The organism is Tessaracoccus sp. O5.2, assembly GCF_964266725.1.
GTDB lineage: Bacteria > Actinomycetota > Actinomycetes > Propionibacteriales > Propionibacteriaceae > Arachnia > Arachnia lapidicapta.
In genome coordinates this window covers 218,154-243,296 of the sequence record NZ_CAXWGV010000023.1, presented here as the reverse complement: position 1 = coordinate 243,296, position 25,143 = coordinate 218,154, and the positions used below count along the sequence as shown (strand labels likewise).

At 70.5% G+C, this 25,143-nt stretch carries 24 protein-coding genes; 20 read left to right on the top strand and 4 right to left on the bottom strand.

Features of this window, described 5'->3' with window-relative positions; translation table 11 throughout:
* Positions 1-8: 8 nt before the first annotated feature.
* Positions 9-1,106, top strand: coding sequence for a hypothetical protein (locus ACFQPD_RS09525; protein WP_385900349.1), 1,098 nt, complete (start codon positions 9-11; stop codon positions 1,104-1,106).
* Here ACFQPD_RS09525 and ACFQPD_RS09520 read toward each other — a convergent pair.
* On the bottom strand, positions 1,103-2,608 hold the full coding sequence (locus ACFQPD_RS09520; RefSeq protein WP_385900348.1) for a polysaccharide biosynthesis tyrosine autokinase: 1,506 nt from the start codon (positions 2,606-2,608) through the stop codon (positions 1,103-1,105). The two genes, ACFQPD_RS09525 and ACFQPD_RS09520, sit on opposite strands and share 4 nt — an antisense overlap.
* A 181-nt stretch (positions 2,609-2,789) precedes the next feature.
* Here ACFQPD_RS09520 and ACFQPD_RS09515 point away from each other — a divergent pair, with 181 nt between their 5' ends.
* On the top strand, positions 2,790-4,151 hold the full coding sequence (locus ACFQPD_RS09515; protein WP_385900346.1) for a sugar transferase: 1,362 nt from the start codon (positions 2,790-2,792) through the stop codon (positions 4,149-4,151).
* Between the two features lie 8 nt (positions 4,152-4,159).
* Here ACFQPD_RS09515 and rfbA read toward each other — a convergent pair whose 3' ends face one another.
* Complete coding sequence (rfbA, locus tag ACFQPD_RS09510; protein ID WP_385900344.1) at positions 4,160-5,023, bottom strand: glucose-1-phosphate thymidylyltransferase RfbA; 864 nt, start codon at positions 5,021-5,023, stop codon at positions 4,160-4,162.
* 92 nt (positions 5,024-5,115) lie between these two features.
* Here rfbA and rfbB point away from each other — a divergent pair, with 92 nt between their 5' ends.
* From rfbB to pknB, 13 genes are all read left to right on the top strand, one after another.
* A complete protein-coding gene (gene rfbB / locus ACFQPD_RS09505; RefSeq protein ID WP_385900343.1) occupies positions 5,116-6,114 on the top strand; it encodes a dTDP-glucose 4,6-dehydratase in 999 nt (332 codons plus the stop codon).
* A complete protein-coding gene (locus tag ACFQPD_RS09500; protein WP_385900341.1) occupies positions 6,114-7,493 on the top strand; it encodes a sugar nucleotide-binding protein in 1,380 nt (459 codons plus the stop codon). The genes rfbB and ACFQPD_RS09500 overlap by 1 nt, the downstream gene beginning before the upstream one ends.
* Positions 7,490-8,386 (top strand): 2-nitropropane dioxygenase, encoded by an 897-nt coding sequence (locus ACFQPD_RS09495; RefSeq protein WP_385900339.1) that lies wholly within the window; start codon positions 7,490-7,492, stop codon positions 8,384-8,386. The genes ACFQPD_RS09500 and ACFQPD_RS09495 overlap by 4 nt, the downstream gene beginning before the upstream one ends.
* Entirely contained in the window at positions 8,383-8,646 is a 264-nt protein-coding gene (locus tag ACFQPD_RS09490; protein ID WP_385900337.1) for a PqqD family protein, read from the top strand. Before ACFQPD_RS09495 ends, ACFQPD_RS09490 begins: the two co-directional genes overlap by 4 nt.
* Entirely contained in the window at positions 8,639-9,376 is a 738-nt protein-coding gene (locus ACFQPD_RS09485) for a hypothetical protein (RefSeq protein WP_385900335.1), read from the top strand. The genes ACFQPD_RS09490 and ACFQPD_RS09485 overlap by 8 nt, the downstream gene beginning before the upstream one ends.
* Entirely contained in the window at positions 9,373-9,633 is a 261-nt protein-coding gene (locus ACFQPD_RS09480) for a PqqD family peptide modification chaperone (protein WP_385900333.1), read from the top strand. The genes ACFQPD_RS09485 and ACFQPD_RS09480 overlap by 4 nt, the downstream gene beginning before the upstream one ends.
* Positions 9,634-9,791: 158 nt before the next feature.
* Entirely contained in the window at positions 9,792-10,820 is a 1,029-nt protein-coding gene (meaB, locus tag ACFQPD_RS09475) for a methylmalonyl Co-A mutase-associated GTPase MeaB (protein ID WP_385900331.1), read from the top strand.
* Between the two features lie 241 nt (positions 10,821-11,061).
* The gene (locus tag ACFQPD_RS09470) at positions 11,062-11,775 is read left to right on the top strand and encodes a DUF3662 and FHA domain-containing protein (protein WP_353081922.1); all 714 of its coding nucleotides are present in this window, start codon (positions 11,062-11,064) and stop codon (positions 11,773-11,775) included.
* 2 nt (positions 11,776-11,777) lie between these two features.
* Complete coding sequence (locus ACFQPD_RS09465) at positions 11,778-12,239, top strand: FHA domain-containing protein (RefSeq protein WP_385900329.1); 462 nt, start codon at positions 11,778-11,780, stop codon at positions 12,237-12,239.
* Positions 12,239-13,666 (top strand): PP2C family protein-serine/threonine phosphatase, encoded by a 1,428-nt coding sequence (locus tag ACFQPD_RS09460; RefSeq protein WP_385900328.1) that lies wholly within the window; start codon positions 12,239-12,241, stop codon positions 13,664-13,666. Before ACFQPD_RS09465 ends, ACFQPD_RS09460 begins: the two co-directional genes overlap by 1 nt.
* A complete protein-coding gene (locus tag ACFQPD_RS09455; RefSeq protein ID WP_385900326.1) occupies positions 13,666-15,060 on the top strand; it encodes an FtsW/RodA/SpoVE family cell cycle protein in 1,395 nt (464 codons plus the stop codon). Before ACFQPD_RS09460 ends, ACFQPD_RS09455 begins: the two co-directional genes overlap by 1 nt.
* Positions 15,057-16,484: a peptidoglycan D,D-transpeptidase FtsI family protein gene (locus ACFQPD_RS09450; RefSeq protein WP_385900324.1), complete on the top strand. Its 1,428-nt coding sequence runs from the start codon at positions 15,057-15,059 to the stop codon at positions 16,482-16,484. The genes ACFQPD_RS09455 and ACFQPD_RS09450 overlap by 4 nt, the downstream gene beginning before the upstream one ends.
* A gap of 67 nt (positions 16,485-16,551) precedes the next feature.
* The gene (pknB, locus tag ACFQPD_RS09445) at positions 16,552-18,450 is read left to right on the top strand and encodes a Stk1 family PASTA domain-containing Ser/Thr kinase (protein ID WP_385900322.1); all 1,899 of its coding nucleotides are present in this window, start codon (positions 16,552-16,554) and stop codon (positions 18,448-18,450) included.
* On the opposite strand, the gene ACFQPD_RS09440 is transcribed toward pknB, so the two are convergent.
* Both ACFQPD_RS09440 and ACFQPD_RS09435 read right to left on the bottom strand, forming a co-directional pair.
* Positions 18,451-19,089, bottom strand: coding sequence for an aminodeoxychorismate/anthranilate synthase component II (locus ACFQPD_RS09440; protein ID WP_068751946.1), 639 nt, complete (start codon positions 19,087-19,089; stop codon positions 18,451-18,453).
* Positions 19,090-19,135: 46 nt separating this feature from the next.
* Entirely contained in the window at positions 19,136-19,915 is a 780-nt protein-coding gene (locus ACFQPD_RS09435) for a DUF881 domain-containing protein (protein WP_228383364.1), read from the bottom strand.
* A gap of 97 nt (positions 19,916-20,012) precedes the next feature.
* Here ACFQPD_RS09435 and ACFQPD_RS09430 point away from each other — a divergent pair, with 97 nt between their 5' ends.
* From ACFQPD_RS09430 to ACFQPD_RS09410, 5 genes are all read left to right on the top strand, one after another.
* Positions 20,013-20,297: a cell division protein CrgA gene (locus tag ACFQPD_RS09430; protein ID WP_068751945.1), complete on the top strand. Its 285-nt coding sequence runs from the start codon at positions 20,013-20,015 to the stop codon at positions 20,295-20,297.
* Positions 20,294-20,938, top strand: coding sequence for an HAD family hydrolase (locus ACFQPD_RS09425; RefSeq protein ID WP_385900320.1), 645 nt, complete (start codon positions 20,294-20,296; stop codon positions 20,936-20,938). The genes ACFQPD_RS09430 and ACFQPD_RS09425 overlap by 4 nt, the downstream gene beginning before the upstream one ends.
* A 50-nt stretch (positions 20,939-20,988) precedes the next feature.
* The gene (locus tag ACFQPD_RS09420) at positions 20,989-22,500 is read left to right on the top strand and encodes a lysine--tRNA ligase (protein ID WP_385900319.1); all 1,512 of its coding nucleotides are present in this window, start codon (positions 20,989-20,991) and stop codon (positions 22,498-22,500) included.
* 208 nt (positions 22,501-22,708) lie between these two features.
* Positions 22,709-24,019 carry an extracellular solute-binding protein gene (locus tag ACFQPD_RS09415; protein WP_385900318.1) on the top strand — a complete coding sequence of 437 codons (1,311 nt, stop codon included), beginning with the start codon at positions 22,709-22,711 and terminating at the stop codon, positions 24,017-24,019.
* Between the two features lie 74 nt (positions 24,020-24,093).
* Positions 24,094-25,029, top strand: a complete 936-nt coding sequence (locus tag ACFQPD_RS09410; RefSeq protein ID WP_353082215.1) for a sugar ABC transporter permease — start codon at positions 24,094-24,096, stop codon at positions 25,027-25,029.
* The last annotated feature ends 114 nt before the right edge of the window (positions 25,030-25,143 follow it).

Below are 25,143 nucleotides of genomic sequence, written 5' to 3'. Positions count from 1 at the left end.
TCATCCCGGTGTTCCTGCTGGGGCTGTTGTTGCCGGTGCGCGGCATTGAGTTCCTTGTCCCGGCCATGTCGCTGCCCATCAACACCCTGGCCTGCGTCGGGCTGGTCGCCGTTGCGGTCTGGGCGCCTTCTCGCTGGCCCGCCGCCAGCCCCGCCGTTCTGCTGTCCGCTACCGCCTTGGTGGGCTGGCTGGTCGCGCGCACCGTCCTGGAGCAGGGCCTCGGCGAGCTCCGTCGAACGGTCAACATCCTGACGCTGTTCCTGGTAGCCGGGGTGATCGCGTCCGGCCGGGTCCATGTCCGATCACTGACGCGCGGCATCGCCATCGGTCTCGTCCCTGCTCTCATCGTCAGCGTTGCCCTACTGCCCCAGAGCAGCTACGTGGGCCGCCTCACGGGTGTCCTTGGCGACCCCAATGCGGCCGGCTATGTCCTGGTCACGCTGGCCTTCGCCGCCGCGCAGTCCCTGACCACTAGGCGGGCCCGGCTGGCCCTGTGGACGCTCGCAGCCGCTGGCATCGTGCTCACCGTCTCACGCACGTCCATGTTCGCCTTCGCGGTGGCCTCGCTGTGGGTCTGGCTCGGTACGAGGCTGCGACGCCTCAGCAGCCTGGTAGTGCTGGGTGGAACTACTGCCCTCTATCTGTGGCTCAACGGGGTGGCCGAGGCGAGGAACTGGTTCACGGAGCGTGAAGGCTCAGACAGTCTTCGGGAAGACCTCGTGCGGGCCGAACGGCAGATGGTCGATCAGGCGGGCTGGTGGGGTGAGGGCCTCGGCACCGCGATCACCGAGATCCGCGGCACCACCTTGTTCTTCCACAACAGCTACCGCGCCATCCAAGTGGAAGGTGGCCTCATCGCGCTTGGCCTCCTCCTACTACTCCTCGGGGCCCTCTTCTGGATGTTCCATCAGCTGCCACCTCGGGACCGCCCCGTCTGGGCCGAAGGAGCCATCATCGCGGCGCTCATCTGCTCGTTGAACATAGGCTTCTCGCTGACCAGCCCGCCCCTCGCCGTCGCCGTTGGCCTGTACCTGGCGTATCACGGAGCTGTTCGCGAACGCCAACTCGATGGGCGACCCGTGCGGGGAGCGCCCACACCGCCCTAGTGGTTGGCGCCCCGCCGCGCGGAACGCGACTCGTTGGGCAGGACCGCCCCCAGTCCGACCGCCTCCACATGGTTCTCGTCCGATCCCTGCGCTGAGCCATCCCCGTGGCCGTAGTACTGCTGATACGCACCGCCGTGGCCCGCGCCGTAGACGGCATCCCCCATAGCCCGGGCCTTGGCACGGTGCAGCACCGTCCCGAGCACGACTCCGCCGCCCTGCTTCACCAGCTTCGTGGCCATGCGCAGCTGCTCGCGGTGGGTCTTACCCACGCGCGCCACCAGCAGCGCCCCGTCCGTGGACGCGGTCAGGAGACCCGCGTCCGTGACCGCCAGGATCGGCGGGGCGTCGGTGATCACGAAGTAATGCTTCGCCAACCGGGCCAACAACGCCTTCATCCGCCGCGACCCCACCAGTTCGCTGGGGTTGGCCGGCACCTTGCCAGACGTGAGGATGAGCAGGTTGGGCTCGCTGGTGCGCTGGAGGGCGTCCTCGACGCTGAGGTCCCCGACGAGCACCTGGGACAGCCCCACGGCATTGTCGGCGGCGAAGATCTCATGTTGCACCGGCTTGCGCAGATCGGCGTCGATGAGGACCACCGGCTGGCCCGAGCGTGCGATGAGAACGGCGAGAGTCGACGAGATGGTGGACTTGCCCTCGCCCGGATTCGCGGACGTGACGACGATGGAGCGGGGCGGGTTGTCGATCGCCACGTAGCGGAGGTTCGTGCGCAGCTGGCGCAGGGCCTCCCCCGCGGCGCCGAGCCGGGACAGGCTGATCCGGGCTCCCGCCCGCTGCTCGGCCAACTCCTTGCTGTCCGGGACCACTCCCAGGACGGCATGCCCGGTCTCCTCCTCGACGTCGGCCATGGATCGCACGCGGACATCCAGCTTGGAGCGAATGAAAGCCAGGCCCAGGCCAATCAGGAGCCCGAGCCCGGTTCCGATCAGCAAGATCCGCACCCAGTCAGGCGAGATGGGCTGCGCACTCGCGTTAGCCGGGCTATAGGCCGCGAGCCTGACCGCGATGTCGTCAGCTCTGGCAGGAAGCCCTTCCTCGGTGGGCGTCCTCATCTCCAACGCGAGCGCTTCCTCGGCCAAGGCGACGAGCGCGGCGTCCGCCAGGATCCTCGCGTCCTCTCCTGAGGCTCCTGTGGCCCGCAATTCGATGAGGGACGTCCCCTGGACCACCTGGGCCGAGATCGATCCCCCGACGGCACTCGGCCTGCCCGCCACCTCGTCCGAGGCCGCGACCCGATCCCGGACCGCCCCCGTCCCAGCCAGCGCCGCGTAGACCGCGGCTCTCTGCTGGGCCAACGCGCTACCGCTCATGGCGCCACCGACGCTGGTGTTGTCCCCGGCGACCACGATCGCGGTGGCGCTGGAGGCATAGACGACCGGCTGAAGGTAGGCGTATCCGGCAGCCGCCCCCAGCCCGAGGAGCGTCATCGCGATGATCAGCAGCGCATTGTGCCGGAGGAACCGCACGAACTCGAGCAACGTCACCCTGGGACCCCCGAAACCTGAGGCGGGCACCGCTGGCCCGCTTGTCCCCTGAGGATATCGGCCCGTCCAGGTCCACGTTGTACACAGACGAGGCGGGTGACCCGCAAGTTAGCTAAAGTTAACCATCGGGGGTGGGGGCGTGCGCAGTTCGTATCGGTGGGCACTGGTGGCCCTGGACACTGTGATCATAGCGATCGCGGCGTTCGCGGCCGTCTCGCTGCGCACTCAGATGCCTTTCCTGCCGTCCGCCGATGACGCCCCGGACCTGGTTCTTCCCATCACTCCCTTCATCGTCGTGGGGTGGCTGCTGGCCCTCGCGGTCGGCGGTTCCTACCGGGCCCGCCACTGGGGGGTGGGCGTCCAGGAGTACCGGCAGGTACTCAGCGCCTCGCTCCTGTTCGTCCTGGCTCTGGGTTTCACGTCGTTCGTCTTCGCCTACCCGCTGTCGCGCGGCTTCGTGGTCATCCTCCTCGCGATCGGCGTCCCGGCCCTCATCCTGGAGCGTCTCCTCACCCGACGCCTGCTGCAGCGGGTCCGCAGCCGGGGCCGCTTCTGCGTGCCGACTCTGGTCATCGGGGATCCCGGCCCCGTCAATGACGTCGTCACCGTCCTGCGCCGCGAGGCCTGGCTGGGCTACGCGCCAGTCGGCATCATCACCGCCGACGACGACCCAGACGGCCCGCCGACGGGCCACCCCGTGGTGGGCACGGTCGACGAACTGCTCCCGGTCATCGACCGCACCGGGGCGCGCGCGGTCATCTTCACCACGGGATCGGTGCAGCGTGGACACGAATTCAACGAGATCGCCCGGAAGCTCGAGCGCCACGACGCCGAGATGATCGTGGTCCCGGCCATGACCGACATCTCTGGGCAGCGGCTGCAGATGACCCCCGTGGCGGGGCTGCCGCTCATGCACGTCGGCAAGCCGCAGGCCGAGCGGTCCCTCAGGTTCACGAAGCGGGCCTTCGACCTACTCGTTGCCGCCGCCCTCGTCGTGCTCCTGTCCCCGCTGATGCTGGTCACCGCCCTCCTCATCAAGCTCGGCGACGGCGGACCCATCCTGTTCAAGCAGCGCCGGGTCGGCCGCGTCGGCGAGACCTTCGACCTGTTCAAGTTCCGCTCGATGGTCCCCGATGCTGAACGGATCCGGGCCGAACAACTCGAACAGGCCAACGAGTCGGACGGCGCCCTGTTCAAGATCAAGCGCGACCCCCGCATCACCCGGGTGGGCCGCGTCATCCGCCGCTTCTCGATCGACGAACTGCCGCAGCTGTTCAACGTCCTCCGTGGCGAGATGAGCCTCATCGGCCCCCGTCCGGCGCTCGAGCGCGAGGTGGCGCTGTACGAGACCCACGTCCGCCGTCGCCTCGATGTCCGCCCTGGGATGACCGGACTGTGGCAGGTGTCGGGGCGCTCGGACCTCGACTGGACCGACACCGTCCGCCTGGACCTGTACTACGTCGACAACTGGTCGATGGTGCAGGACCTGGTCATCCTGCTGCGCACGTTCAACGCCGTCGTCAGTTCCAGGGGCGCGTACTGAGCGCGGACTCAGTCGACGAGCGAACGCAGATAGGCCCCGTAACCGGACTTGCGGTACCGCTCGGCGCGCTCGCGGAGGTCGTCGTCGGTGAGGAACCCGCGACGCCAGGCAGCCTCTTCGGGACACCCCACCTGCAGTCCCTGCCGCGCCTGGATGGTGCGCACGAAGTTGCTCGCGTCGTTGAGCGAGTCGAACGTGCCCGTGTCGAGCCACGCGGTGCCCCGGGGCAGGAGTTCCACGTGCAGCCGCCCCTGATCCAGATAGGCGCGGTTGACGTCGGTGATCTCATACTCGCCCCGCGCGGACGGCTGGAGGCCGGCCGCGATGTCGACCACCTGCTCGTCGTAGAAGTACAGCCCTGGCACAGCCCAATGGGACTTCGGCTGCGCGGGCTTCTCCTCGATCGATACCGCCATGCCCCGATCGTCCACCTCAACCACGCCGTACGCCGTCGGGTCGGCGACCTGGTAGCCGAACACGAGCGCCCCGTCGATGTCACGGGTGCGGTCGTGGAGCCGGGTGCCGAGGCCGGGGCCGGAGAAGATGTTGTCACCGAGGATCAGGCACGACGGACCGCCGGCGACGAAGTCCGCCCCGATCGTGAACGCCTGCGCCAGCCCCTTCGGCTCGGGTTGGGTCGCGAACGTGAAACGCACGCCGAACTGCTCGCCGTCGCCGAGAAGTTGACGGAACGCAGCCGCCTCGTGCGGGGTAGTGATGATCAGCACGTCGCGGATACCGGCGAAGATCAGCGTCGCGATCGGGTAGTAGATCATCGGCTTGTCGTACACCGGCATCAGCTGCTTGCTGGTGCCCAAGGTGATGGGATGGAGCCTGGAGCCGGTACCGCCGGCGAGAATGATCCCCCGCATGGCCCTACAGTGTCACACGCGCCGGGGCACCGCACCGGAAGCGCTGAGGGACAGACCGCCGCGCGGCGGCCCCGGCCGGTAGGCTCGCGAGTGTGAGCGCGATCCTGGTCACCGGCGGCGCCGGCTTCATCGGCAGCAACTTCGTGCACTGGGTGCTGGCCAACACCGACGCGACCGTGACGGTACTCGACGCCATGACCTACGCGGGCAACCCGGCCAACCTCGCAGGCCTGGACCCCGCACGGTTCTCCCTCGTCGAGGGCTCCGTGACGGACCCGGACGTGGTCGACGACCTGGTCAGCGGGCACGACGCCGTGGTCCACTTCGCGGCAGAGTCGCACAACGACAACTCGCTCGACGGCCCGGCAGTCTTCATCGACACCAACATCCTCGGTACGTTCCACGTCCTCCAGGCCGTGCGGCGTCGCGGCACGCGTCTGCATCACATCTCCACCGACGAGGTGTACGGGGACCTCGAGCTCGACGACCCGGCCCGCTTCACTCCGTCGACCCCCTACAACCCGTCCAGCCCCTACTCCGCGTCGAAGGCCGCCGCCGACCATCTCGTCCGGGCATGGGTCCGCTCGTTCGGGGTCGCCGCGACGTTGAGCAACTGCTCGAACAACTACGGCCCGCGCCAGCACGTGGAGAAGTTCATCCCCCGCCAGATCACCAACGTCCTCGACGGCGTCCGCCCCAAGCTGTACGGCAGCGGCCTCAACGTCCGCGACTGGATCCACGTCGACGACCACAACGCCGCCGTGTGGCGCATCCTCGAGGCCGGCCGCCTCGGCGACACCTATCTCATCGGGGCCGACGGCGAACAGAGCAACCGGGCGGTGATCGAACTGATCCTGGAGCTCATGGGCCAGCCGGCAGACGCCTACGACCTGGTCGCGGACCGCCCCGGTCACGACCTCCGGTACGCCATCGACGCCGGCAAGCTGCGCGACGAGCTGGGCTGGACTCCGCGACACCGCGACTTCCGCTCGGGCCTCGCCGCCACGATCGCCTGGTACCGCGACAACGAGGCCTGGTGGCGGCCCCAGAAGGCGGCCACCGAGGCGGGCTACGCGGCCCGGGGGCGCTGATGCCCGAACTCCGCGTCTCCCCCACCGACATCCCGGGGCTGCTGGTCGTCGACCTGCCCGTCATCACCGATGGCCGCGGCTGGTTCAAGGAGAACTGGCAGCGCGCCAAGATGACGGCCCTCGGCCTGCCCGACTTCGGCCCCGTCCAGCAGAACGTGAGCTTCAACGCCGCCGCCGGCGCCACCCGCGGCTTCCACGCCGAGCCGTGGGACAAGCTCGTCTCCGTGGTCACCGGGCGCGTCTTCGGGGCGTGGGTGGACCTCCGCGACGGCGACAGCTTCGGCCGCGTCGTCACCGTCGACTTCGGGCCGGAACGCGCCGTCTTCGTGCCCTACGGCGTCGGTAACGCCTACCAGGCCCTCGACGACGGGACCGCCTACGCCTACCTCGTCAACGACCACTGGTCCGCCGAGGCCAAGGAGCGCTACACCTTCCTCAACCTGGACCATCCGGGCGTCGCCTGGCCGATACCACTCACCGAGGCGACGCTCTCCGACGCCGACCGCTCCCATCCGCGGCTGTCGGACGTCACGCCCGTCCCGCGGCGTCGCCCCGTCATCACCGGCGCCGACGGCCAGCTGGGCCGGGCGCTGAAGGTCCTCCTGCCGGAGGCGGTCGCCCTCGGCCACGCGGACCTGGACCTCACCGACGAGGCCGCCGTGCGCGGGTTCGACTGGTCGAGCGCGTCCGCGATCATCAACGCCGCCGCCTACACCAACGTCGACGCCGCCGAACGCGACGGGAGAGCGGCCTGCTGGTCGGTCAACGTCGACGGCACCCGCCACCTCGTCGAGGCCGCCCGCCGGCACCGCCTGCCGCTGGTGGCGATCTCGTCGGACTACGTCTTCGACGGCGTCCGCGACATCCACGACGAAACCGAGCCGGCGTCGCCGCTGGGCGCCTACGGCGCTGCCAAGGCCGCCGCGGACGCCGTCGTCGCCACCTTGCCCCGGCACTACCTGCTGCGCACGAGCTGGGTGGTCGGCGAGGGGCCCAACTTCGTGCGCACCATGGCGCGCCTCGCCGACTCGGGCGCATCCCCCTCCGTCGTCGACGATCAGGTGGGCCGGCTGACCTTCGCCGACGACCTCGCCCGCGCCGTCGTCCACCTCCTCGACACCGCCGCCCCGTACGGCACCTACAACGTCACCTCCGACGGCCCCGCCCGCAGCTGGTCCGACATCGCCACCGCGGTCTTCGCGGCCCGGGGCGCCACCGGGACCGTCTCCCCCGTCGACACCGCGACCTACGCGGCCGGCCGCGACATGGCTCCCCGCCCGCGACACAGCACCCTCGACCTGACCAAGATCCAGTCCACCGGCTTCACCCCCGCCGACGGCGACACCGCGCTGCGCCGCTACCTGGACGCCCTGCCGTGACCGACGTCGAGGTCCCCATGGACATCCGGCTACGGCTCATCCACGGCACGCTGCAGCGGCTGGCCGACCGCGTCGGCGCCGACGTCCTGCACATCAAGGGCCCCGCCGTCGCACCGCCGCTCCTGGACACCCGCGTCCACGTCGACCCGGCCACCGGAGCCCCGCTCGTCGAGACCGTCCACCGCTTCAGCACCGACGCCGACCTGCTCATCCGCCCCGCCCACGTCGCCCGCTTCCTCGCCCAGGCGACCCGCAACGGCTGGGTCCGCAAGACGTCGTTCACGTCGGGGTCCGCCTTCGGCCACGCGGTCAACCTCTACCACCCCCGCCTGGGCAACGCAGACCTGCATCGCCGCTTCCCCGGCCTGCGCGACGACGCCTTCGACGACCTCTGGCGCGATCGCGGCAGCATCCTGCTGGGCCACGTCGACTGCCCCACCCCGTCGCTGACGGCGCAGCGCCTCCTGCTCTTGCTGCACGCCGCCCGCAGCGGCCGCCACCACCCGGACACCCGCCGCGCCTGGAGCCTCGCCACCGAGGACGAACGCGAGGAGGTGCGGCGCCTCGCCCGGCACTTCGACGCGGAGATCGGCGTCGCGGCCGCCCTCGACGACCTCGACCGGTTCCGCGACCACCCCGACTACCTCCTGTGGCGGTACTTCCGCGACGGCGACCCCAGCCGACTCAACGAGTGGCGGGCCCGCTGGCGCTCCGCCACCACGCTGCGCGGCAAGCTCGTCGTCGTACGCAGCCTGCTGTTCTTCGACCACTCTCTGCTGGAGGCGGAGCTCGGCCGCCGACCCACCCGCCGCGACGTCGCCCGCCGCCTGGGCACCAGATGGGCGCGGCTGCTCCGCGAGGCGAGCACCCATATCCTCCGGAGGGCGTCATGACGACCGCCCGGCATCCGGAGGCCGTGTGGGAGGACGACGGCGAGCGCGTGTTCGCCGTGGCGCCGCGGCACGGCGACGTCGTGATCCTGGCCGACACCGCCGCGTTCATCTGGAGCCTGCTCGACGAGCCCGCCGACCTCGACACGCTCGTCGCGCACATCGCCGAGGCCAGCGGCGAAGCGCCGGGGGTCATCCGCGCGGACCTGCCCCCCTTCCTCGCCGACCTGCGCCGGCGCGGGCTGGTGGTGGACCATGGCTGACCGGCGCCGCACCCTCCGCGGGCTGGGAACGGCCCTGACCGTGGACCTCGACAACTCCACCGTCGACCAAGCCGAGTTCGACCGGGTCTGGAGCCGCTGCGCCGCCCCACACGCCACAGCCGCCGAGCCGCCACTCACCCTCACCCCCGAGTCCGGACTGGAGTCGGCGACGCAGCAGATCACCCAGGCCCTCATCGCCGCGCGGGCCGGAAGCCTCCTCATGTTCCACGCCGGCGGGGTCGCCGACCCCGCGACGGGCCGGTCGCTGGTCTTCGTGGCACCCGGCGGCACCGGCAAGTCCACTCTCACGAGGGCGCTGGCCGCCGAGTACGGCTACCTGAGCGACGAGACCATCGGCATCGAGCCGGGCACCTGGGCCGTGCGGCCGTACCCGAAGCCGGTGACCCTGGCCCCGGACGGAGTCCCGCCGAAGCGCGAGCACGCACCCGACGAGCTCGGGCTCGGCCACGCCCCGGAGGCCGCGCACGTCGCGGGACTCGTCGTCCTGCGCCGCACCCCCGGCCGCGCCACCGCGACGTTCACCGACCTGGGCGTCCTGGACACGATCATGGCCGTGACCCCGGAGACGTCGTCGCTGTCGGCGCTGCCGCGGCCGCTGCATCTGTTGGCGGACCTGCACGCCGCCGTCGGCTGCCGGCTGGTCGAGTACGGCGAGTCAGCGCAGGTGCTGTCCTGGTGCCGCGCCGTGCTGGACGGGGAGGCGCCGTGATCCGCCGCGGCCCGCTCAGCGACCTCCTCACCGTCGACGGCGAGTCGGTCGCGCTCATGGGTTCCCGCGTCTTCCGGCTGGGGCCGGTGGCCGGCGCGATCCTCGAGATGCTGGGCGACGGCCCGCTGCCGAGGGACTCCATCGAGGCCCGGCTCGTGGCACTGTTCGGCGCCCCGCCGGACCAGGACACGACGGAGGCCGTGGCGGCTCAGCTGCGGGAGCTGGCCGGACACGGCCTGATCACGATCGACGCCTGACGCGGCGACGGTGGTCGCCCACGTGGCCACGGACCTGCGCGACGACCACGAGCTCATCCCCGCCGTCGCCTCCGCGGCCGAGGAGATCCTCGAGCTCGCGGCGGTCCACGGCAGGGGCTGACGTCCCGCGGGCCGGGGCCGGCGGTAGGGTCAGGGGCATGCGGAAGCTGTCGGTCGAGGAGTTGGCGGATCGGATCGTGGCCGGGTCCCGCGGGCACATCGCCCGTGCGATCACGCTCGTGGAGTCGACCAAGCCCGAGCACCGCGACTACGCCCACCAGCTGCTGCGCCTCATCGCGCCGCGCACCGGGCACGCCTTCCGGGTCGGCATCTCGGGCGTGCCCGGCGCGGGCAAGTCCACGTTCGTCGACGCCATGGGCATCAAGCTCATCGACGAGCGGCACCACAAGGTGGCCGTGCTGGCGGTGGACCCGTCGTCGTCGCGCACGGGCGGCTCCATCCTGGGCGACCGGACCCGCATGGCCGAACTGGCCTCCCGCGAGGACGCGTTCATCCGGCCCTCACCGTCGGGCGGTCACCTGGGCGGCGTCGCGCGCGCCACGCGCGAGTCCATGCTGGTGCTGGAGGCCGCCGGCTACGACGTCATCCTCGTCGAGACGGTGGGCGTCGGGCAGTCCGAGGTCGCGGTGGCGGGCATGGTGGACACCTTCCTCATGCTGCAGGTGGCGCGCACCGGGGACCAGCTGCAGGGCATCAAGCGCGGCATCCTCGAGCTCGCCGACGTCATCGCCATCACGAAGGCCGACGGCGACAACGAGCAGGCGGCTCGGGTCGCCGCCCGCGAGCTCAGCATCGCGATGAAGCTCATCACCAGCGACACCAAGAAGCGTCGTGCCCCGGTGCTCACCTGCTCGTCGTACACCGGCGCGGGGCTCGACGAGCTGTGGAACGCCGTCGAGAAGCACCGCGCGGAACTGGAGGCGGAGGGATCTCTGGCGGCGCGCCGCCTCGACCAGCAGCGGGACTGGCTGTGGAACATGGTGCGCGACGAGCTGCTGGAGTCGCTGCGGACCTCCCCGCTGGTCCGGTCGGTCGCCGACGACGTCGAGGCACAGCTGGCGGAGGAGTCCCTGTCCGCCCTCGAAGGCTCCCAGATCATCCTGCGTGCGTTCGCCGACGCGCTGCCGAGCTTCCCCTGGGCCCAGCACACCCCACACTCCGCCTGATCCCCCTCCGGCAGCTCAGCCCTCCACGTCACCCGCAATTGAGCAGATGGCACCACTCGCGAGAAACCCCCCGCCCAGCTCACGCGTGAGCAGTCTCTTGAGAGGTGCCATCTGCTCAAACCCACCCCCCAGAGTGGCGACGGCGAGCTCACCCATGTCGCGCCCTCACGACGGGGGCCGTTAGACTTGCCCGGTAGCGTTGCCCGTGGGGAGGCGCCAACTGAGCACCGAGAGGAGGCGCATGGGAGTCTTCGACAAGGCCGAGAAGCGGATCGAGTCCGCGGTCGGCAAGGTCTTCGCCCGAGCCTTCAAGGGGTTCGTCCACCCCGTCGAGATCGTCGCCGGCATTCAGCGCGAGCTGGACGCCGAGGCCACGCTGCTCAGTCGCGACCGCCGCCTGGTCCCCAACGCTTTCACCGTCGGCCTCTCGCAGGCGGATTACGACCGCCTCGTGCCGTACTCGAAGACCCTCAACGCGGAGATCCTCCCGGGCATCCGCGACCACGCCGCCGAGCGCAGCTACGTCTTCAACGGGCCGGTCACCATCGACTACGAGCTCGACACCTCACTGCCCACCGGCCAGTTCACCGTCACCAGCCAGGCCGTGTCCGTCGACACCGGCGCCGCGGCCCACAATCCCGCGTCGGAACCCCGGCCCGGCCGCCTGGTGCTCGAGGTCAACGGGGTCCGGCACCCGCTGGTCGCCCCCGGGCTCCTCATCGGCCGGGGCGCCGAGGCAGATCTCCGGCTCAACGACCCCGGCGTGTCCCGCCGCCACGCGATGCTCACCGTGAGCGGAGATCCCGAGCACCCGGTGGTCACCATCGAGGACCTCGGCTCCACCAACGGCGTGCACGTCAACGGCAACCGCGTCACCAAGACGCGGGTCGGCGAGGGAACGAGGATCGAGATCGGCTCCACGCGGATGCTGATCCACACACCCGCGGGGTCCTGACCGTGTCAGACCTCATCGTGGCGGCCGTCAAGATCGTCTTCATCGCGCTGCTGTGGCTCTTCATCCTCTTCGTCGCCAACGTCGTCCGCACCGATATGTTCGGCCGGCGCGTGCCGGTGTCCTCGCTCGCCGCCATCCCGGCGGACCGCGGCCGAGGGCGCAAGCGCGCGAAGCACCCGACCCGGTTCGCCGTCACCTCCGGCCCGCAGCAGGGCGTGTCGGTGCACGTCGAGCCGACGATCAACCTCGGCCGGGCGGCGGACTCGACGCTCCTGCTCGACGACGACTACGCCTCCGCGCGTCACGCGCAGCTCGTCCAGCAGGACCCCAGCACCTGGGTCATCACCGATCTCCAGTCCACCAACGGCACCTACGTCAACGGCAAGCTCGTCACCGAGCCGACGAAGGTCACCGTCGGTGATGTGGTCCGGATCGGTCGTACCCTGATGCGGTTCGAGATCTGATGGTGTTCTCGCTTCGCTTCGCCGCGCATTCCGAGGTGGGCCGGGTCCGGAAGAACAACCAGGACTCGGGGTACGCCTCCCCGACCATGCTGCTCGTCACCGACGGTATGGGCGGTGCCGCCGCGGGCGACGTCGCCTCCGCCGTCGCGGCGCAGGAGGCCGCGCGGTCGGACCGGCGCGTCGCCGACGGCGAGGAGATGCTCACCCTGATGGCAGGCGTCATCGGCCGCTCCAACGCCATCCTCTCGGCCCTCATCGAGAAGGACCTCGAGCTCGACGGCATGGGCACCACCTTCTGCGGCGCCATGTTCAACGGGACCCAGTTCGGCATCGGGCACGTCGGGGACTCGCGCGGCTACCTGCTGCGCGACGGCGAACTGACGCAGCTCACGCACGACCACTCCTGGGTGCAGTCGCTGATCGACGAGGGCCGCATCACCCCCGAGCAGGCCGCCACACATCCGCACCGCTCGCTGATCCTCAAGGTGCTCAACGGCCAGGTGGAGTTCGAGCCAGACCTCGACCTGCTCGACGCCCGCCTCGGCGACCGCATCATGTTCTGTTCCGACGGGCTGAGCGGACTCGTCGACGACGGCTCCATCCGCGAGTTCCTGGAACTCGACTCGCCGTCCGACGCGCTGGCCAACCTCGCGGCCGCGGCCAACGCCAACGGCGGCCACGACAACATCACCATCGTCCTCGGCGACGTCGTCGAGCAGGACGACGCGCTCGACGCCCGTGAGGGGACCTTGGTCGGCGCCGCGGCGGCGCTCGACGTGCCGCGCAGCCAGTCCCCCGCCCCGAACACACCGGGCCGGCCGGCCGCGTGGCCGGCGGCGCATTCCACCGACCACAGCCCCGACGAGGTGGCGCGCTACGCGCCCCAAGAGTCGCATCGGCGCTGGCCAGGCATCATCATCATGCTGGTCGCCGTCGCCCTGGTCATCGGTGGCGGCGCCTGGGGTGTCCAGGCCTACGCCCGGACCCGCTACTTCGTCGCGGCCGACGAGGGCAACGTCGCGATCTTCAACGGCCTCCCAGGGGAGGTCCTCGGCATCCGGCTCAGCACGCTGGAGGAACGCTCCGACGTGGCGATCGGGGACCTGCCGGCGTTCTACCAGCGCGCCGTCGAGTCCTCCATCCGGGTGGCCGACGTCGCCGCCGGCCGCGCCACCACCGAGCAGCTGCGCGCCCTCGCCGAGCGGTGCGTCGAAGTGCGCGAGGAGCGACGCCAGCCGAGCCCCGTCGACACCGCCGAGCCCACGCCCAGCCCGAGCTCCACGCCCACCGTGCCCGGGCTCCCCACCGCCACCGCCCGCCCCACCCCCACGGGCGGCGTCGCCCCGGGGGTCCCCACGTTCCTCTCGCCCCCCGCGGTCACCGCGACGCCGACGGACAGCGACGAAGCCGACCCCGAGGCGTGCTGATGTCCGCCGCCGTCCAGCCAGCAGTCTCCGACGAGGTCATCGTCTACAAGAAGCGCCGGACCGTCGAACTGGTCCTCCTGCTCTTCGCGCAGACCTTCGGCCTCGCCGGGTGGATCATCACGAGCCTCAACCTCTACGGCACGCTGCCCGAGGGTCTCGTCCCCGCGGCCGCGCTGTGGTACGGCCTGGGGATCGCGACCCACCTCGTCGTCCGCTTCCGGCTGCCGTACGCCGACCCGGTGATCCTGCCGTCGGTGTTCCTGCTCAACGGCCTCGGGCTGGCGATGATCTCCAGGATCGACCAGATCCCCGAACCGCCCGCCAACGACGCCGCGACCCAGCTGCTGTGGACCGCGCTGGGCCTGTCGCTCTTCGCCGCCGTGGTGTTCGTCCTGCGCGACCACCGCCGTCTGCAGCGTTACCCCTATCTCATGTTCATCGCCGGCCTCGTGCTCCTGCTGCTCCCGCTCGTGCCGGTCATCGGGGTCACCTCCGGCGGGGCCCAGATCTGGATCCGCGTCTTCGGGCTCTCCTTCCAGCCGGCCGAGGTGGCCAAGATCCTCCTCGCGATCGCGTTCGCCGCCTACCTCTACGAGAAGCGCGAGGTGCTGGCGCTGGCCGGGCGCCGCGTGCTGGGGATCGACCTGCCCCGCCCCCGCGACCTGGGCCCGATCGCGGTCATGTGGCTGACGGCCCTCGTCGTGATGGTCTACCAGAACGACCTGGGGACGTCGCTGCTGTTCTTCGGGCTGTTCACCGTGATGATCTACGTCGCCACCGAGCGACCTGCCTGGCCGATCCTCGCCGGGATCTCGTTCGTCGGCGCCGCGCTCGCGGCCTGGCGGTTCACCAACCACGTGCCGCGCCGCGTCAACGCGTGGCTGGACCCGTTCAGCGACTACGACCGCAACTTGCAGATCATCAGCGCGCAGTTCGGCTACGCGTGGGGTGGCCTCTTCGGCCGCGGCTGGGGACTCGGGCGCCCGGGCCTCACCCCGCTGGCCAAGAGCGACATGATCGCGGCGGCGCTCGGTGAGGAGATCGGGGTCCTCGGGCTCATGGGTGTGATCCTCGTCTACGCGCTCCTCATCGCGCGCGGCTTCAAGACGGCCCTCACGTCGCCCGACGGGTTCGGCAAGCTCCTGGCCACCGGGCTGAGCTTCGCGTTCGCGCTGCAGGTGTTCGCGATCATCGGCGGCGTGACCCGCCTGCTGCCGCTCACGGGCCTCACGACGCCGTTCATGTCCCAGGGCGGCTCGTCGCTGGTGGCCAACTGGATCATCATCGCGATCCTCATGATCATCTCGCACCGCGGCCGCATGCCGCAGGCCGCCACCGCCGCCCCCCGCGAGGCCGGCGCCGTCGACGACGCCACCCAGGTGATCGCTCGATGAACGGCCCCATCCGCAAGGTCACGGTGTTCGTCGCCCTCATGATGGCGGCGCTGCTGCTCAACCTGACGCAGATCTCGGTGGTGCAGACCGAGGCCCTCAACGCCGAGCAACGCAACCGTCGCATCATGGACGCCGAGTTCGCGCAGCCCCGAGGGGCCATCCTGGTCGGCAACCAGCCGATCGCACAGTCGGTGCCGCGCAGCGGGCGGTTCCCGTTCGTGCGCACCTACCCCGACGGCGAGCTGTGGTCGACGGTCACGGGCTGGTACTCCTACGACTACGCCCGCTCCGGGCTGGAGGCCTCGTACACCGAGGAGATGGCCGGCACCTCCTCGGAGCAGTCCGTCGAGCGCGTCATCGACCTGCTGTCGGGTCGCCGCACCCAGGGCGCCAACATCTCCACCACGCTCAACGCGCGGGCGCAGGCGGCGGCGGTGCGGGCGCTCGGCAGCCAGCGCGGCGCGGCCATCGCCATGAACTACGAGACCGGCGAGATCCTCGCGCTGGTGTCCACGCCCACCTACGACCCCAACCGGCTGGCCACCGTCGACCTCGACGCCGAGCGCGCCGCCTGGGCCGAGCTCATCGACGCCGAGGACGAGCCGCTCAAGAACCGGGCGACCCGCGAGGTGTATCCCCCCGGATCGACGTTCAAGCTCATCACGGCGGCCGCGGCGCTCGAGGACGGCCTGGTGCCGAGCAGCGAGCTCGACGCGCCGGCGTCGCTGCGGCTGCCGAACTCCAGCCGCTCCATGGGCAACTCCACCAACTGCGGCGGGGAGACCGTCACCCTGGAGCAGGCGCTGAAGACCTCGTGCAACACGGCCTTCGGCTCGCTCGCCATCTCGCTGGGCCCCGACAAGCTGCAGGCCATGGCCGAGGCCTTCGGGTTCAACAGCGAGCCGACCATCGACATCGGCGCGGCCGAGTCGCGGTTCCCCACGGAGCTCGACCTCGCGCAGACCGCGCTGTCGGCCATCGGGCAGTACGACGTCGCGGCCTCCCCGCTGCAGATGCTGCAGGTGGCCGCCGCCATCGCCAACGACGGCGTCCTCATGCGCCCGCATCTGGTCAACACCGTCACCAGCGAGGACCTCACGGTCCTCTCGGCCCAGGGCCCCGAGCGCCTCAGCAGCCCCATCAGCGCGTCGAGCGCGGAACTGCTGCAGCAGATGATGGTCGCCACGGTCGAGGACGGCACCGGCCGGCCCGCGCGGGTCGACGGCCTGGTCGTCGGCGGCAAGACCGGCACGGCCCAGACCGCCCCCGACCGTCCCCCCTACGCCTGGTTCGTGGGCTACGCGGAGGACCCGAAGGTCGCGATCGTGGCGTTCGTGGAGGACGCAGACGTGGCGCGCGACGACATCTCCGGCGGCCGCGTCGCGGCCCCGATCTTCACGGCGATCCTGGAGGCCCTGCGGTGAGCTTCTCAGATATGTCTCAGGTTGATGGCGCAGTATTGAGCCTGACCGATCGAAAGGAACGCGAGCGATGACAGAGCGAGGAGCCCTCCTGGGCGGCCGCTACGAGCTCGATCAGGTGATCGGGCGGGGCGGCATGGCCGAAGTGTGGCGCGCCCGCGATCTGCGGCTCGAGCGCGACGTCGCGGTCAAGCGCCTGCGGGTCGACCTGGCCAGCGACCCCACGTTCCAGGCGCGCTTCCGGCGGGAGGCGCAGTCCGCCGCCGGCCTCAACCACCCCAACATCGTCGCGGTCTACGACACCGGAGAGGAGCGCGACTCCGCCTCCGACGTCACGGTGCCCTACATCGTCATGGAGCTCGTGGAGGGCGTCACGCTCCGCGAGGTCCTGCGCGACGGCCGCAAGATCGTCCCCGAGCGGGCGCTCGAATTCACCGGGGGGGTCCTGGACGCCCTCGCCTACTCGCACCGCGCCGGGATCATCCACCGTGACATCAAGCCCGCCAACGTCATGCTGACCCCCAACGGCACCGTCAAGGTCATGGACTTCGGCATCGCGCGGGCCGTGGCGGACACGTCGGCGACCATGACCCAGACCGCGGCCGTCATCGGCACGGCTCAGTACCTGTCCCCGGAGCAGGCCCGCGGTGAGAAGGTCGACAATCGATCCGACATCTACTCCGTCGGCTGCCTGCTCTACGAACTGCTCACGTCGCAGCCGCTGTTCAAGGGCGATTCGCCGGTCAGCGTCGCCTACCAGCACGTGCGCGAGGCGCCCGTGCCGCCGTCGCAGGTGGATCCCGAGATCTCGCTGGCCATGGACGCGATCGTGCTCAAGTCGCTGGCCAAGGATCCGCGCGACCGCTACCAGGACGCCTCCGAGTTCCGCGAGGACATTCTGCGCGCGCTGGGCGGCCACCAGGTGCACGCCGCGCTCCCCGTCGAGCCGCCGACGCAGGTGATCCCCTCCGATCCCATGACCACGACCGCGCGGCGCGGGATCTCGCCCGTCCCCGCGCCCGGGCCGAGGACCGCCGTGACGCCCGCCGTCGTCGACGATGAGGACGACCGCCGGTCCCGGAAGGGCCTGGTGGCGCTGCTGGTGGTGGCGGGGCTGCTCCTCGTGGCGCTCGGTGTCGCGGTGTGGGCCATCATGAACCCACCCGCGCCGGAGGGACCCGAACCGGTGGCCGTGCCCGTCGTGGTCGGCCAGAGCGAGCGCGCCGCCGTGGCCCTGCTGACCGGCGCGGAGCTCGTGCCCGAGGTGGTCTACGAGATCGGCACGGCCGACGACCGCGGCCAGGTGCTGGAGTCCTACCCCGAGGCCGGTGAACTCGTCGACCCGGGATCCACGGTGACGCTCACGGTCTCCAGCGGGCCCGACGTCAAGACCGTCCCCGACGGACTGATCGGGCTGACGGCCGACGAGGCGCGACAGCGGCTGGTCGACGCAGGGCTGCCGAACGTCAAGAACGTCGACGCGGACCCCGCCGAGGAGCCCATCGACGCCGTGGCGGGCGAGGTCGTCGAGGTCAACCCCGCCTCCGGTGCCACCGCGGCCCCCACGGACGAGATCGTGCTGGTCGTGGCCACGGGCAACTCGGTCGTGCCGTCGCTGCGGACCCTGACGCTGGAGGAGGCGCAGGCGGTCGCCCAGAGGGCCGGCTTCAAGCTGGACGCGCGCGAAGAGGAGACCGACGTGTCCCAGCCGGGCCTGGTCTTCGATCAGGATCCGCAACCGGGAGCGGTGGCGTCGCGCACGGACGAGATCAGCGTCATCGTCGCGATCGCGCCGCCGGAGCCGAGCGAGAGCCCGACGCCGAGCCTGACGCCGACGCCCGACCCGCCCCCGAGCGAGAGCCCGACGCCGAACGAGAACTCCGGCAGCGGCAACAACAACTCGGGCGGCAACGGCGGCGCGGGGTCGGAAGCGTCCCCGGACCCGTCGACGTCGGCCGAGACCAGCTGATCAGTCGAGCGCGGTGGTGACCAGCGGAGACAGCGTGGCCGCCCTGCGGGGCGCGTCCGCGTCCCCACACTCGGCCAACCAGTTGGCCAGCATCTGATAGCCGCCCTCCGTCAGGACCGACTCGGGGTGGAACTGCACCGCCTCGACCGGAAGCTCGCGGTGGCGAACCGCCATGATGACGCCCGACTCCGTGCGGGCCGTCACCTCCAGCACGTCGGGTACCGTCTCCTCGACGATGGCCAGCGAGTGGTAGCGCGTGGTCGTGACCGGCGAGGGCAGTCCCGCGAAGACGCCTCGGCCCTCGTGGAACACGGGCGAGGTCTTGCCGTGCAGCAGCTCCGGCGCCCGGTCGACGACGCCGCCGTAGGCCACGGCCATCGCCTGGAGCCCGAGGCACACGCCGAACAGCGGCCGAACGCCGCCGAGGGTACGTACGACGTCGATGCACACCCCGGCCTCCTCGGGAGTCCCGGGGCCCGGCGACAGCAGCACACCGTCGAAGGGCTCGTACCAGCCCTCGTCCGCGAACCGTGGGTCGTCGTTGCGCCACACCTCCACCTCGGCGCCGATCTGCGCGAGGTAGGACACGATGTTGTAGACGAACGAGTCGTAGTTGTCGATGACGAGGATGGCGGCCACGCGGCCATTGTGCCATCCGGGACCCCGACGGCCCTCGGCGACGATGTCAGCCGGACGCCCGCGCGACGGAGACCCCCGTCGATCCGCTGAACGCCGGGAACTCCAGGGTGCTCACCCGCTCCTCGCCGTAACCCAGCCCGTAGGCGTCGACGTACTGCTGGTAGATCTGGACGGCGGGTGAGGCCGCGAGGCCCTCGGCCAGCCCGTCCTGCGGCCCGATGGCCTCGATGACGTAGGGCGGCGCGTACGGGATGCCGTGCAGCACCACGGTGTTGCCCACGCACTTGATGCCCGTGGTGGCGATGACGCGCTGCCCCTGGATGGTCATGGCCTCCGCGCCGCCCGCCCACAGCGCGTTGACGACGGCCTGGATGTCTTGCTGGTGGACCACCAGGGCGTCCTCGTCGACCCCCGCCGGCTTCACGTCGTTCGGGGCGTCGGTGAGCACCACCCGCAGGCCTGGGCCGGAGACCGGGACCATGCTGGCGGCGAGCTGTGCCTCATCCAGGGCCCCCGTGATCGAGGTGATGTCGGGGGCGGCATCGCCGAGGGCCGCCACCTCCGCGCGCAGTCGATCGGCCTCGAGGCGGAGCTCCTCGTTGCGGCGCCCCTGGCTGACGATCAGGTCGCGGAGGTCGGCGTTGCGGTCGGCGCGCAGGTCGGTTCCCCGCGCGGCGAGGGCGGCCACGGTCATCATGAATCCGGCCAGGACGCACACGAGGATGGTGGTCGCGCGGCCCCGGCCCGAGCGCTCGCGCAGCTGGTTTCGGCCCATGTTGGCGCGCACGCGGGGGACCCGCTCCGCGATGGTGCGCCAGATGCTCATGCGCCCACGGTACCCGCAGGCGGGCCGAGCGCGGCCGGCGGATGTGGGCGATTCGGGGCGGCTGACCTAGGCTAAGAACCGCTAGAAGGAGACGAGAGTGCCCGAATCGAGAGTCCGCAAGTCCGCCGTCGAGAAGAAGAAGGCCAAGAGCAGGTCCGAGCTGGCCGAGCAGCGCAGCGAGACCGCGCGCCTGGCGCCCGCCGGCCGCTCCTGGGTGCCCGCCGTGTTCCTGCCACTGGGCCTCATCGGCGTCGCCTGGATGGTCACCTGGAACCTCGCCTACGAACACATCGGGTTCATGCGCGCGCTCGGGGACTGGAACCTGGCCATCGGCCTGGGGCTCATCGTCGCCAGCTTCGTCGGCATGACGATGTGGAAGTGAGCGTGCTCGGCACCTTCGACGCCGTCATCTTCGACTTCGACGGGACCATCGCGGACTCCGTCGCCTCCATGCACCGCGCCTACGCGGTGTGGGCTGAGGAGTACGGCATCGAACTCGAGTCGCTGCGCCAGTACACCGGGCGGCCCGCCGAGGCCGTGGCACGCGCCCTGGTGCCGCCCGACCTCGCGCCCGCCGCCGGCCGCCGCATCGACGAACTCGAAGTGTCGGACGTCGACGGCGTGGTCGCGCTGCCCGGGGCCGCCGATGCCTTCGCCGCCATCCCGTCCCACCTGCGGGCCATCGCCACGTCGTGCACGACGGCGCTGCTCGACGCCCGGCTCGGGGCCACCGGCCTGCCGCGGCCGGACGTCGTCGTCACGAGGGACCAGGTCGAGCGCGGCAAGCCCGCGCCGGACAGCTTCCTCCTGGCGGCCGAGCGGCTCGGGGTCGCGCCCGAGCGGTGCCTGGTCTGCGAGGATGCGCCGGCCGGCGTCGCGGCCGCCCGAGGAGCCGGCATGCCGGTGCTCGCGGTGCTCACCGAACACAGCGCGGAGGAGCTGGCAGCCGACTGGGCGGTCGGGAGTCTGGCCGACGTCCGGTTCGAGACGGTCCCCGAGGGCGTGCGGGTCACGCTGCGCTGACGCCCACCACGATTCCGGGCGCCACGGGCCCAGCCGTTAGGATGGCCCGCGTGACTGATGCCCCCGCCCCCCTGCCCAGCGACTCGGAACAGACCGCCGTCCGCAAGGAGAAGCGCGCCCGGTTGCTGGCCGACGGGCGGGACCCCTATCCCGCGGACCTGACGCGATCGCACACGCTACGCGACATCCGCGCCGGCTGGGGTCACCTCGAGGCCGGGCAGGAGACCGACGACGTCGTCACCACCGGTGGCCGCGTCGTGTTCATCCGCAACACGGGCAAGCTCGCCTTCGCGACCCTGCAGGACGGTTTCGGCCCCGAGGACACCGGGGAGCGACTCCAGGTCATGCTGTCCCTGGCCGAGGTGGGCGAGGAGGCCTTGGCGGCCTGGAAGTCCGACGTCGACCTCGGGGACTTCGTCTGGGTCACCGGGCGGGTCATCGCATCCAAGCGCGGCGAACTCTCCGTCATGGCCAGCGGCTGGCGGATGGCCGCCAAGGCGCTGCGGCCCCTGCCCGTCATGCACAAGGACCTGTCCGAGGAGGCCCGGGTCCGCCGCCGCTACGTGGACCTCATCGTGCGCGACGAGGCCCGCGACATGGTGCGCAAGCGCTCCGCCATCACCCGGGCGATCCGCGACACGCTCTACGACCGGGGCTTCCTCGAGGTCGAGACCCCGATCCTGCAGCTCGTGCACGGCGGCGCCGCGGCCCGGCCGTTCTCCACGCACATCAACGCGTTCGACATCGACATGACCATGCGCATCGCGCTGGAGCTGCACCTCAAGCGCACCATGGTCGGCGGCGCCGACCGCGTCTTCGAGATGGGCAGGGTGTTCCGCAACGAGGGCATCGACTCGACGCACTCCGCCGAGTTCACGATGCTCGAGGCCTACATGTCGTGGGGGGACCAGGGCACCGTCGCACGGCTGATCCAGGACGTCGTCCAGGCGTCCGCCGACGCCGTCGGCTCCCGGCAGATCGAGACGCCGAAGGGCACCGTCGACCTCGACGGCGAGTGGCCCTGGCTGCCCGTGTTCCCGACGCTGTCGGAGAAGCTCGGCGAGGACGTCACCGTCGACACGCCCCTGCCGGAGCTCCACCGCCTGGCCGACGCCCACGACGTCGAGTACGACCCGAAGTGGGGCGAGGGGAAGGTGGTGATGGAGCTCTTCGCCGAGCTCATCGAGCCCGACCTCATCCAGCCCACGTTCGTCTACGACTACCCGTCGATCGCCCAGCCGCTGGCCCGCCAGCACCGCACCGACGCCGGGAAGGTCGAGGCCTGGGACCTCATCATCGGCGGTCTCGAGCGGGGCACGGGCTTCACCGAGCTGGTGGACCCGGTGATCCAGCGCGAGGTGCTGCTGGCCCAGTCGATCAAGGCCGCGGGCGGCGATCCCGAGGCGATGCAGTTCGACAACGACTTCATCGAGGCGCTCGAGTACGGGGTGCCGCCGATGGGCGGACTGGGGCTGGGTGTCGACCGGCTCATCATGCTGCTCACCGGTGTCGGGATCAGGGAGACGATCCTCTACCCGCTGCTTCGGCCCTCCGCCGGCTGACACCCCCACCGTTCGTCGCGGGGCGTTGAGCCCGACTCGCGGCCTGCGGACCGTGGTTGAGCCGCCGATTATCACAAGTTGGTAACGTGAGTTGACTCTCTTGGCACGCCCAGGTTAGCCTTTCAGCAATCCCTGAGAGCGCTCTCGAACCTCACAGACGATGTGGTGAGAGCGCTCTCGGATCGGCACAGCAAACAAAGGAGTCATAGTGCGTGCTGCCATCCGCAACCTCGCCGCCGTCGCGTGCGTCGGGGCACTGCTCACCGCCTGCTCGAGCGGCAACGGGACCACTCCCGATGCCACCCAGAGCGGAGCCGCTTCGGCGGATCCCAACGAGAAGGTGACGCTCACCGTCGCCACCTTCAACGAGTTCGGCTACGAAGAGCTCTTCGAGGAGTACATGGCCGACAACCCCAACGTCACCATCGAGGCCCGCAAGGCCGCGACCTCCAACGAGGCCCGCGACAATATGAACACCCGCCTGGCGGCCGGCTCCGGCCTGGCCGACATCGAGGCGATCGAGGTCGACTGGCTCACCGAGCTCATGCAGTACCCGGACAAGTTCGTCGACCTGGCGGACCCGGAGCTCGACGGCCGCTGGCTCGACTGGAAGGTCGAGGCGGCCACCACAGAAGACGGCAAGCTCATCGGCTACGGAACCGACATCGGCCCCGAGGCCATCTGCTACCGCGCCGACCTCTTCGAGAAGGCCGGCTTCCCCACCGATCGTGAGGAGGTGGCCGACCTGCTCGAGGGCGACTGGGACACCTACTTCAACGTCGGCAAGGACTTCGTCGCCAAGTCGGGCGGCGTGGCGTGGTTCGACTCCGCCTCGGCCACCTTCCAGGGCATGGTCAACCAGGTGGAGAACCCCTTCGAAAACTCCGACGGCACCCCCATCCCGCTGAGCGAGAACGATGAGATCAAGGCGATCTACGACGACATCGCGACGGCAGCCACCGACGACAACCTGTCCGCCGGCCTGGCGCAGTGGAGCGAGGACTGGACCAACGCATTCCAGACCGACAAGTTCGCCACGATGCTCTGCCCCGGCTGGATGCTCGGCGTCATCGAGGGCAACGCGCAGGGTGTCGAGGGCTGGGACATCGCCAACGTGTTCCCCGGCGGCGGCGGCAACTGGGGCGGCTCGTACCTGACCGTCCCGGAGCAGGGCGCCAACCATGAGCAGGCCAAGAAGCTCGCTGCCTGGCTGACCGCTCCCGAGCAGCAGATCAAGGCCTTCCAGGCCAAGGGCACCTTCCCCTCGCAGGTCGAGGCCCTTGAGGACCCGGCCCTGCTGGATCAGACCAACGCGTTCTTCAACGACGCCCCGACCGGCCAGATTCTCGCCGAGCGGGCCAAGGCCATCGAGGTCGCGCCGTTCAAGGGCCCGAACTACTTCGCGCTCGCGCAGTTGGTCACCGACGCGCTGAACCGCCTCGACGTCGAAGGCACCGACGACGCCGCCGGCTCGTGGGACAAGGCCCTCGAGGCATACAACGCCCTCGGCCTCAGCTGAGTCACCCGCGGGGTCGGGGGTCACACCCCGACCCCCGACCCCGCCCGTCACCCCGCCCTGCGAGAGAGTCCCCCATGAATCAGCAGCTCACCCGGAGCCAACGCCTGAGTCGCCTCGACGTCAAGGCGTCGCCGTACCTGTACATCAGCCCCTTCTTCATCCTGTTCTTCATCGTCGGCCTGTTCCCGCTGGTCTACACGGCCTGGGTCTCTGTGCACGACTGGCACCTCATCGGCGGCCAGGGCGAGATGGTGGGTCTCACCAATTACATCGACGTGCTGCAGCAGCCCAACTTCTTCAAGGCGCTGCGCAACACCTTCTCGATCTTCCTGCTCTCCTCCGTCCCGCAGGTCCTCGCCGCGATCGTCATCGCCTACCTGCTCGACACGAACCTGCGCGCCAAGACCTTCTGGCGCATGGGCGTCCTGCTGCCCTACGTCGTGGCGCCCGTGGCCGTGTCCCTGATCTTCGCCAAGATCTTCGCCGATCAGTCAGGCCTCGTGAATGCGGTCCTGGAGATCCTCGGCACCTCCCCCATCGGCTGGCACGCCGATCCGTTCGCAGCCCACGTCGCGATCGCCACCATGGTGAACTTCCGCTGGACGGGCTACAACGCGCTAATCTTCCTCGCAGCGATGCAGGCGATCCCGCGCGAGATCTACGAAGCGGCCATCATCGACGGCGCCAACCGGTGGCGCACCTTCTTCTCGGTCACGGTCCCGATGCTGCGGCCGACCATCATTTTCGTCGTCATCACCTCCACCATCGGCGGCCTGCAGATCTTCGACGAGCCGCGCATGTTCGACACCCTGGGCCAGGGCGGCGCGGACCGGCAGTGGATGACGCTGACGATGTACATCTACGAGCTGGGCTGGGGCGCGCAGAAGAGCTTCGGCCGCGCCGCGGCGGTGTCGTGGCTGCTCTTCCTCATCATCATCGCGGTCGGCGTCATCAACTTCCTCATCACGCGGTCCATCGCGTCGTCGTCGAGCGGAAAGGCGGGCCGTTGATGTCCACCCAGATGTCCACCCCCATGATCGAGCAGCTCGCGGGCAAGGGCGCGGCGCGCGCCGCCCGTCGGAAGCTGCACGGCGTCGAAGCGCCCCGGCTGGCTGACCTACGGC

Bases quoted from the DNA above. Each gene is read 5' to 3' on its own strand.
- rfbA (WP_385900344.1), bottom strand. From the start codon at position 5,023: ATGCGGGGGATCATTCTCGCCGGCGGTACCGGCTCCAGGCTCCATCCC.
- ACFQPD_RS09500 (WP_385900341.1), top strand. From the start codon at position 6,114: ATGCCCGAACTCCGCGTCTCCCCCACCGACATCCCGGGGCTGCTGGTC.
- ACFQPD_RS09490 (WP_385900337.1), top strand. From the start codon at position 8,383: ATGACGACCGCCCGGCATCCGGAGGCCGTGTGGGAGGACGACGGCGAG.
- ACFQPD_RS09485 (WP_385900335.1), top strand. From the start codon at position 8,639: ATGGCTGACCGGCGCCGCACCCTCCGCGGGCTGGGAACGGCCCTGACC.
- meaB (WP_385900331.1), top strand. From the start codon at position 9,792: ATGCGGAAGCTGTCGGTCGAGGAGTTGGCGGATCGGATCGTGGCCGGG.
- ACFQPD_RS09470 (WP_353081922.1), top strand. From the start codon at position 11,062: ATGGGAGTCTTCGACAAGGCCGAGAAGCGGATCGAGTCCGCGGTCGGC.
- ACFQPD_RS09460 (WP_385900328.1), top strand. From the start codon at position 12,239: ATGGTGTTCTCGCTTCGCTTCGCCGCGCATTCCGAGGTGGGCCGGGTC.
- ACFQPD_RS09455 (WP_385900326.1), top strand. From the start codon at position 13,666: ATGTCCGCCGCCGTCCAGCCAGCAGTCTCCGACGAGGTCATCGTCTAC.
- ACFQPD_RS09450 (WP_385900324.1), top strand. From the start codon at position 15,057: ATGAACGGCCCCATCCGCAAGGTCACGGTGTTCGTCGCCCTCATGATG.
- pknB (WP_385900322.1), top strand. From the start codon at position 16,552: ATGACAGAGCGAGGAGCCCTCCTGGGCGGCCGCTACGAGCTCGATCAG.
- ACFQPD_RS09435 (WP_228383364.1), bottom strand. From the start codon at position 19,915: ATGAGCATCTGGCGCACCATCGCGGAGCGGGTCCCCCGCGTGCGCGCC.
- ACFQPD_RS09410 (WP_353082215.1), top strand. From the start codon at position 24,094: ATGAATCAGCAGCTCACCCGGAGCCAACGCCTGAGTCGCCTCGACGTC.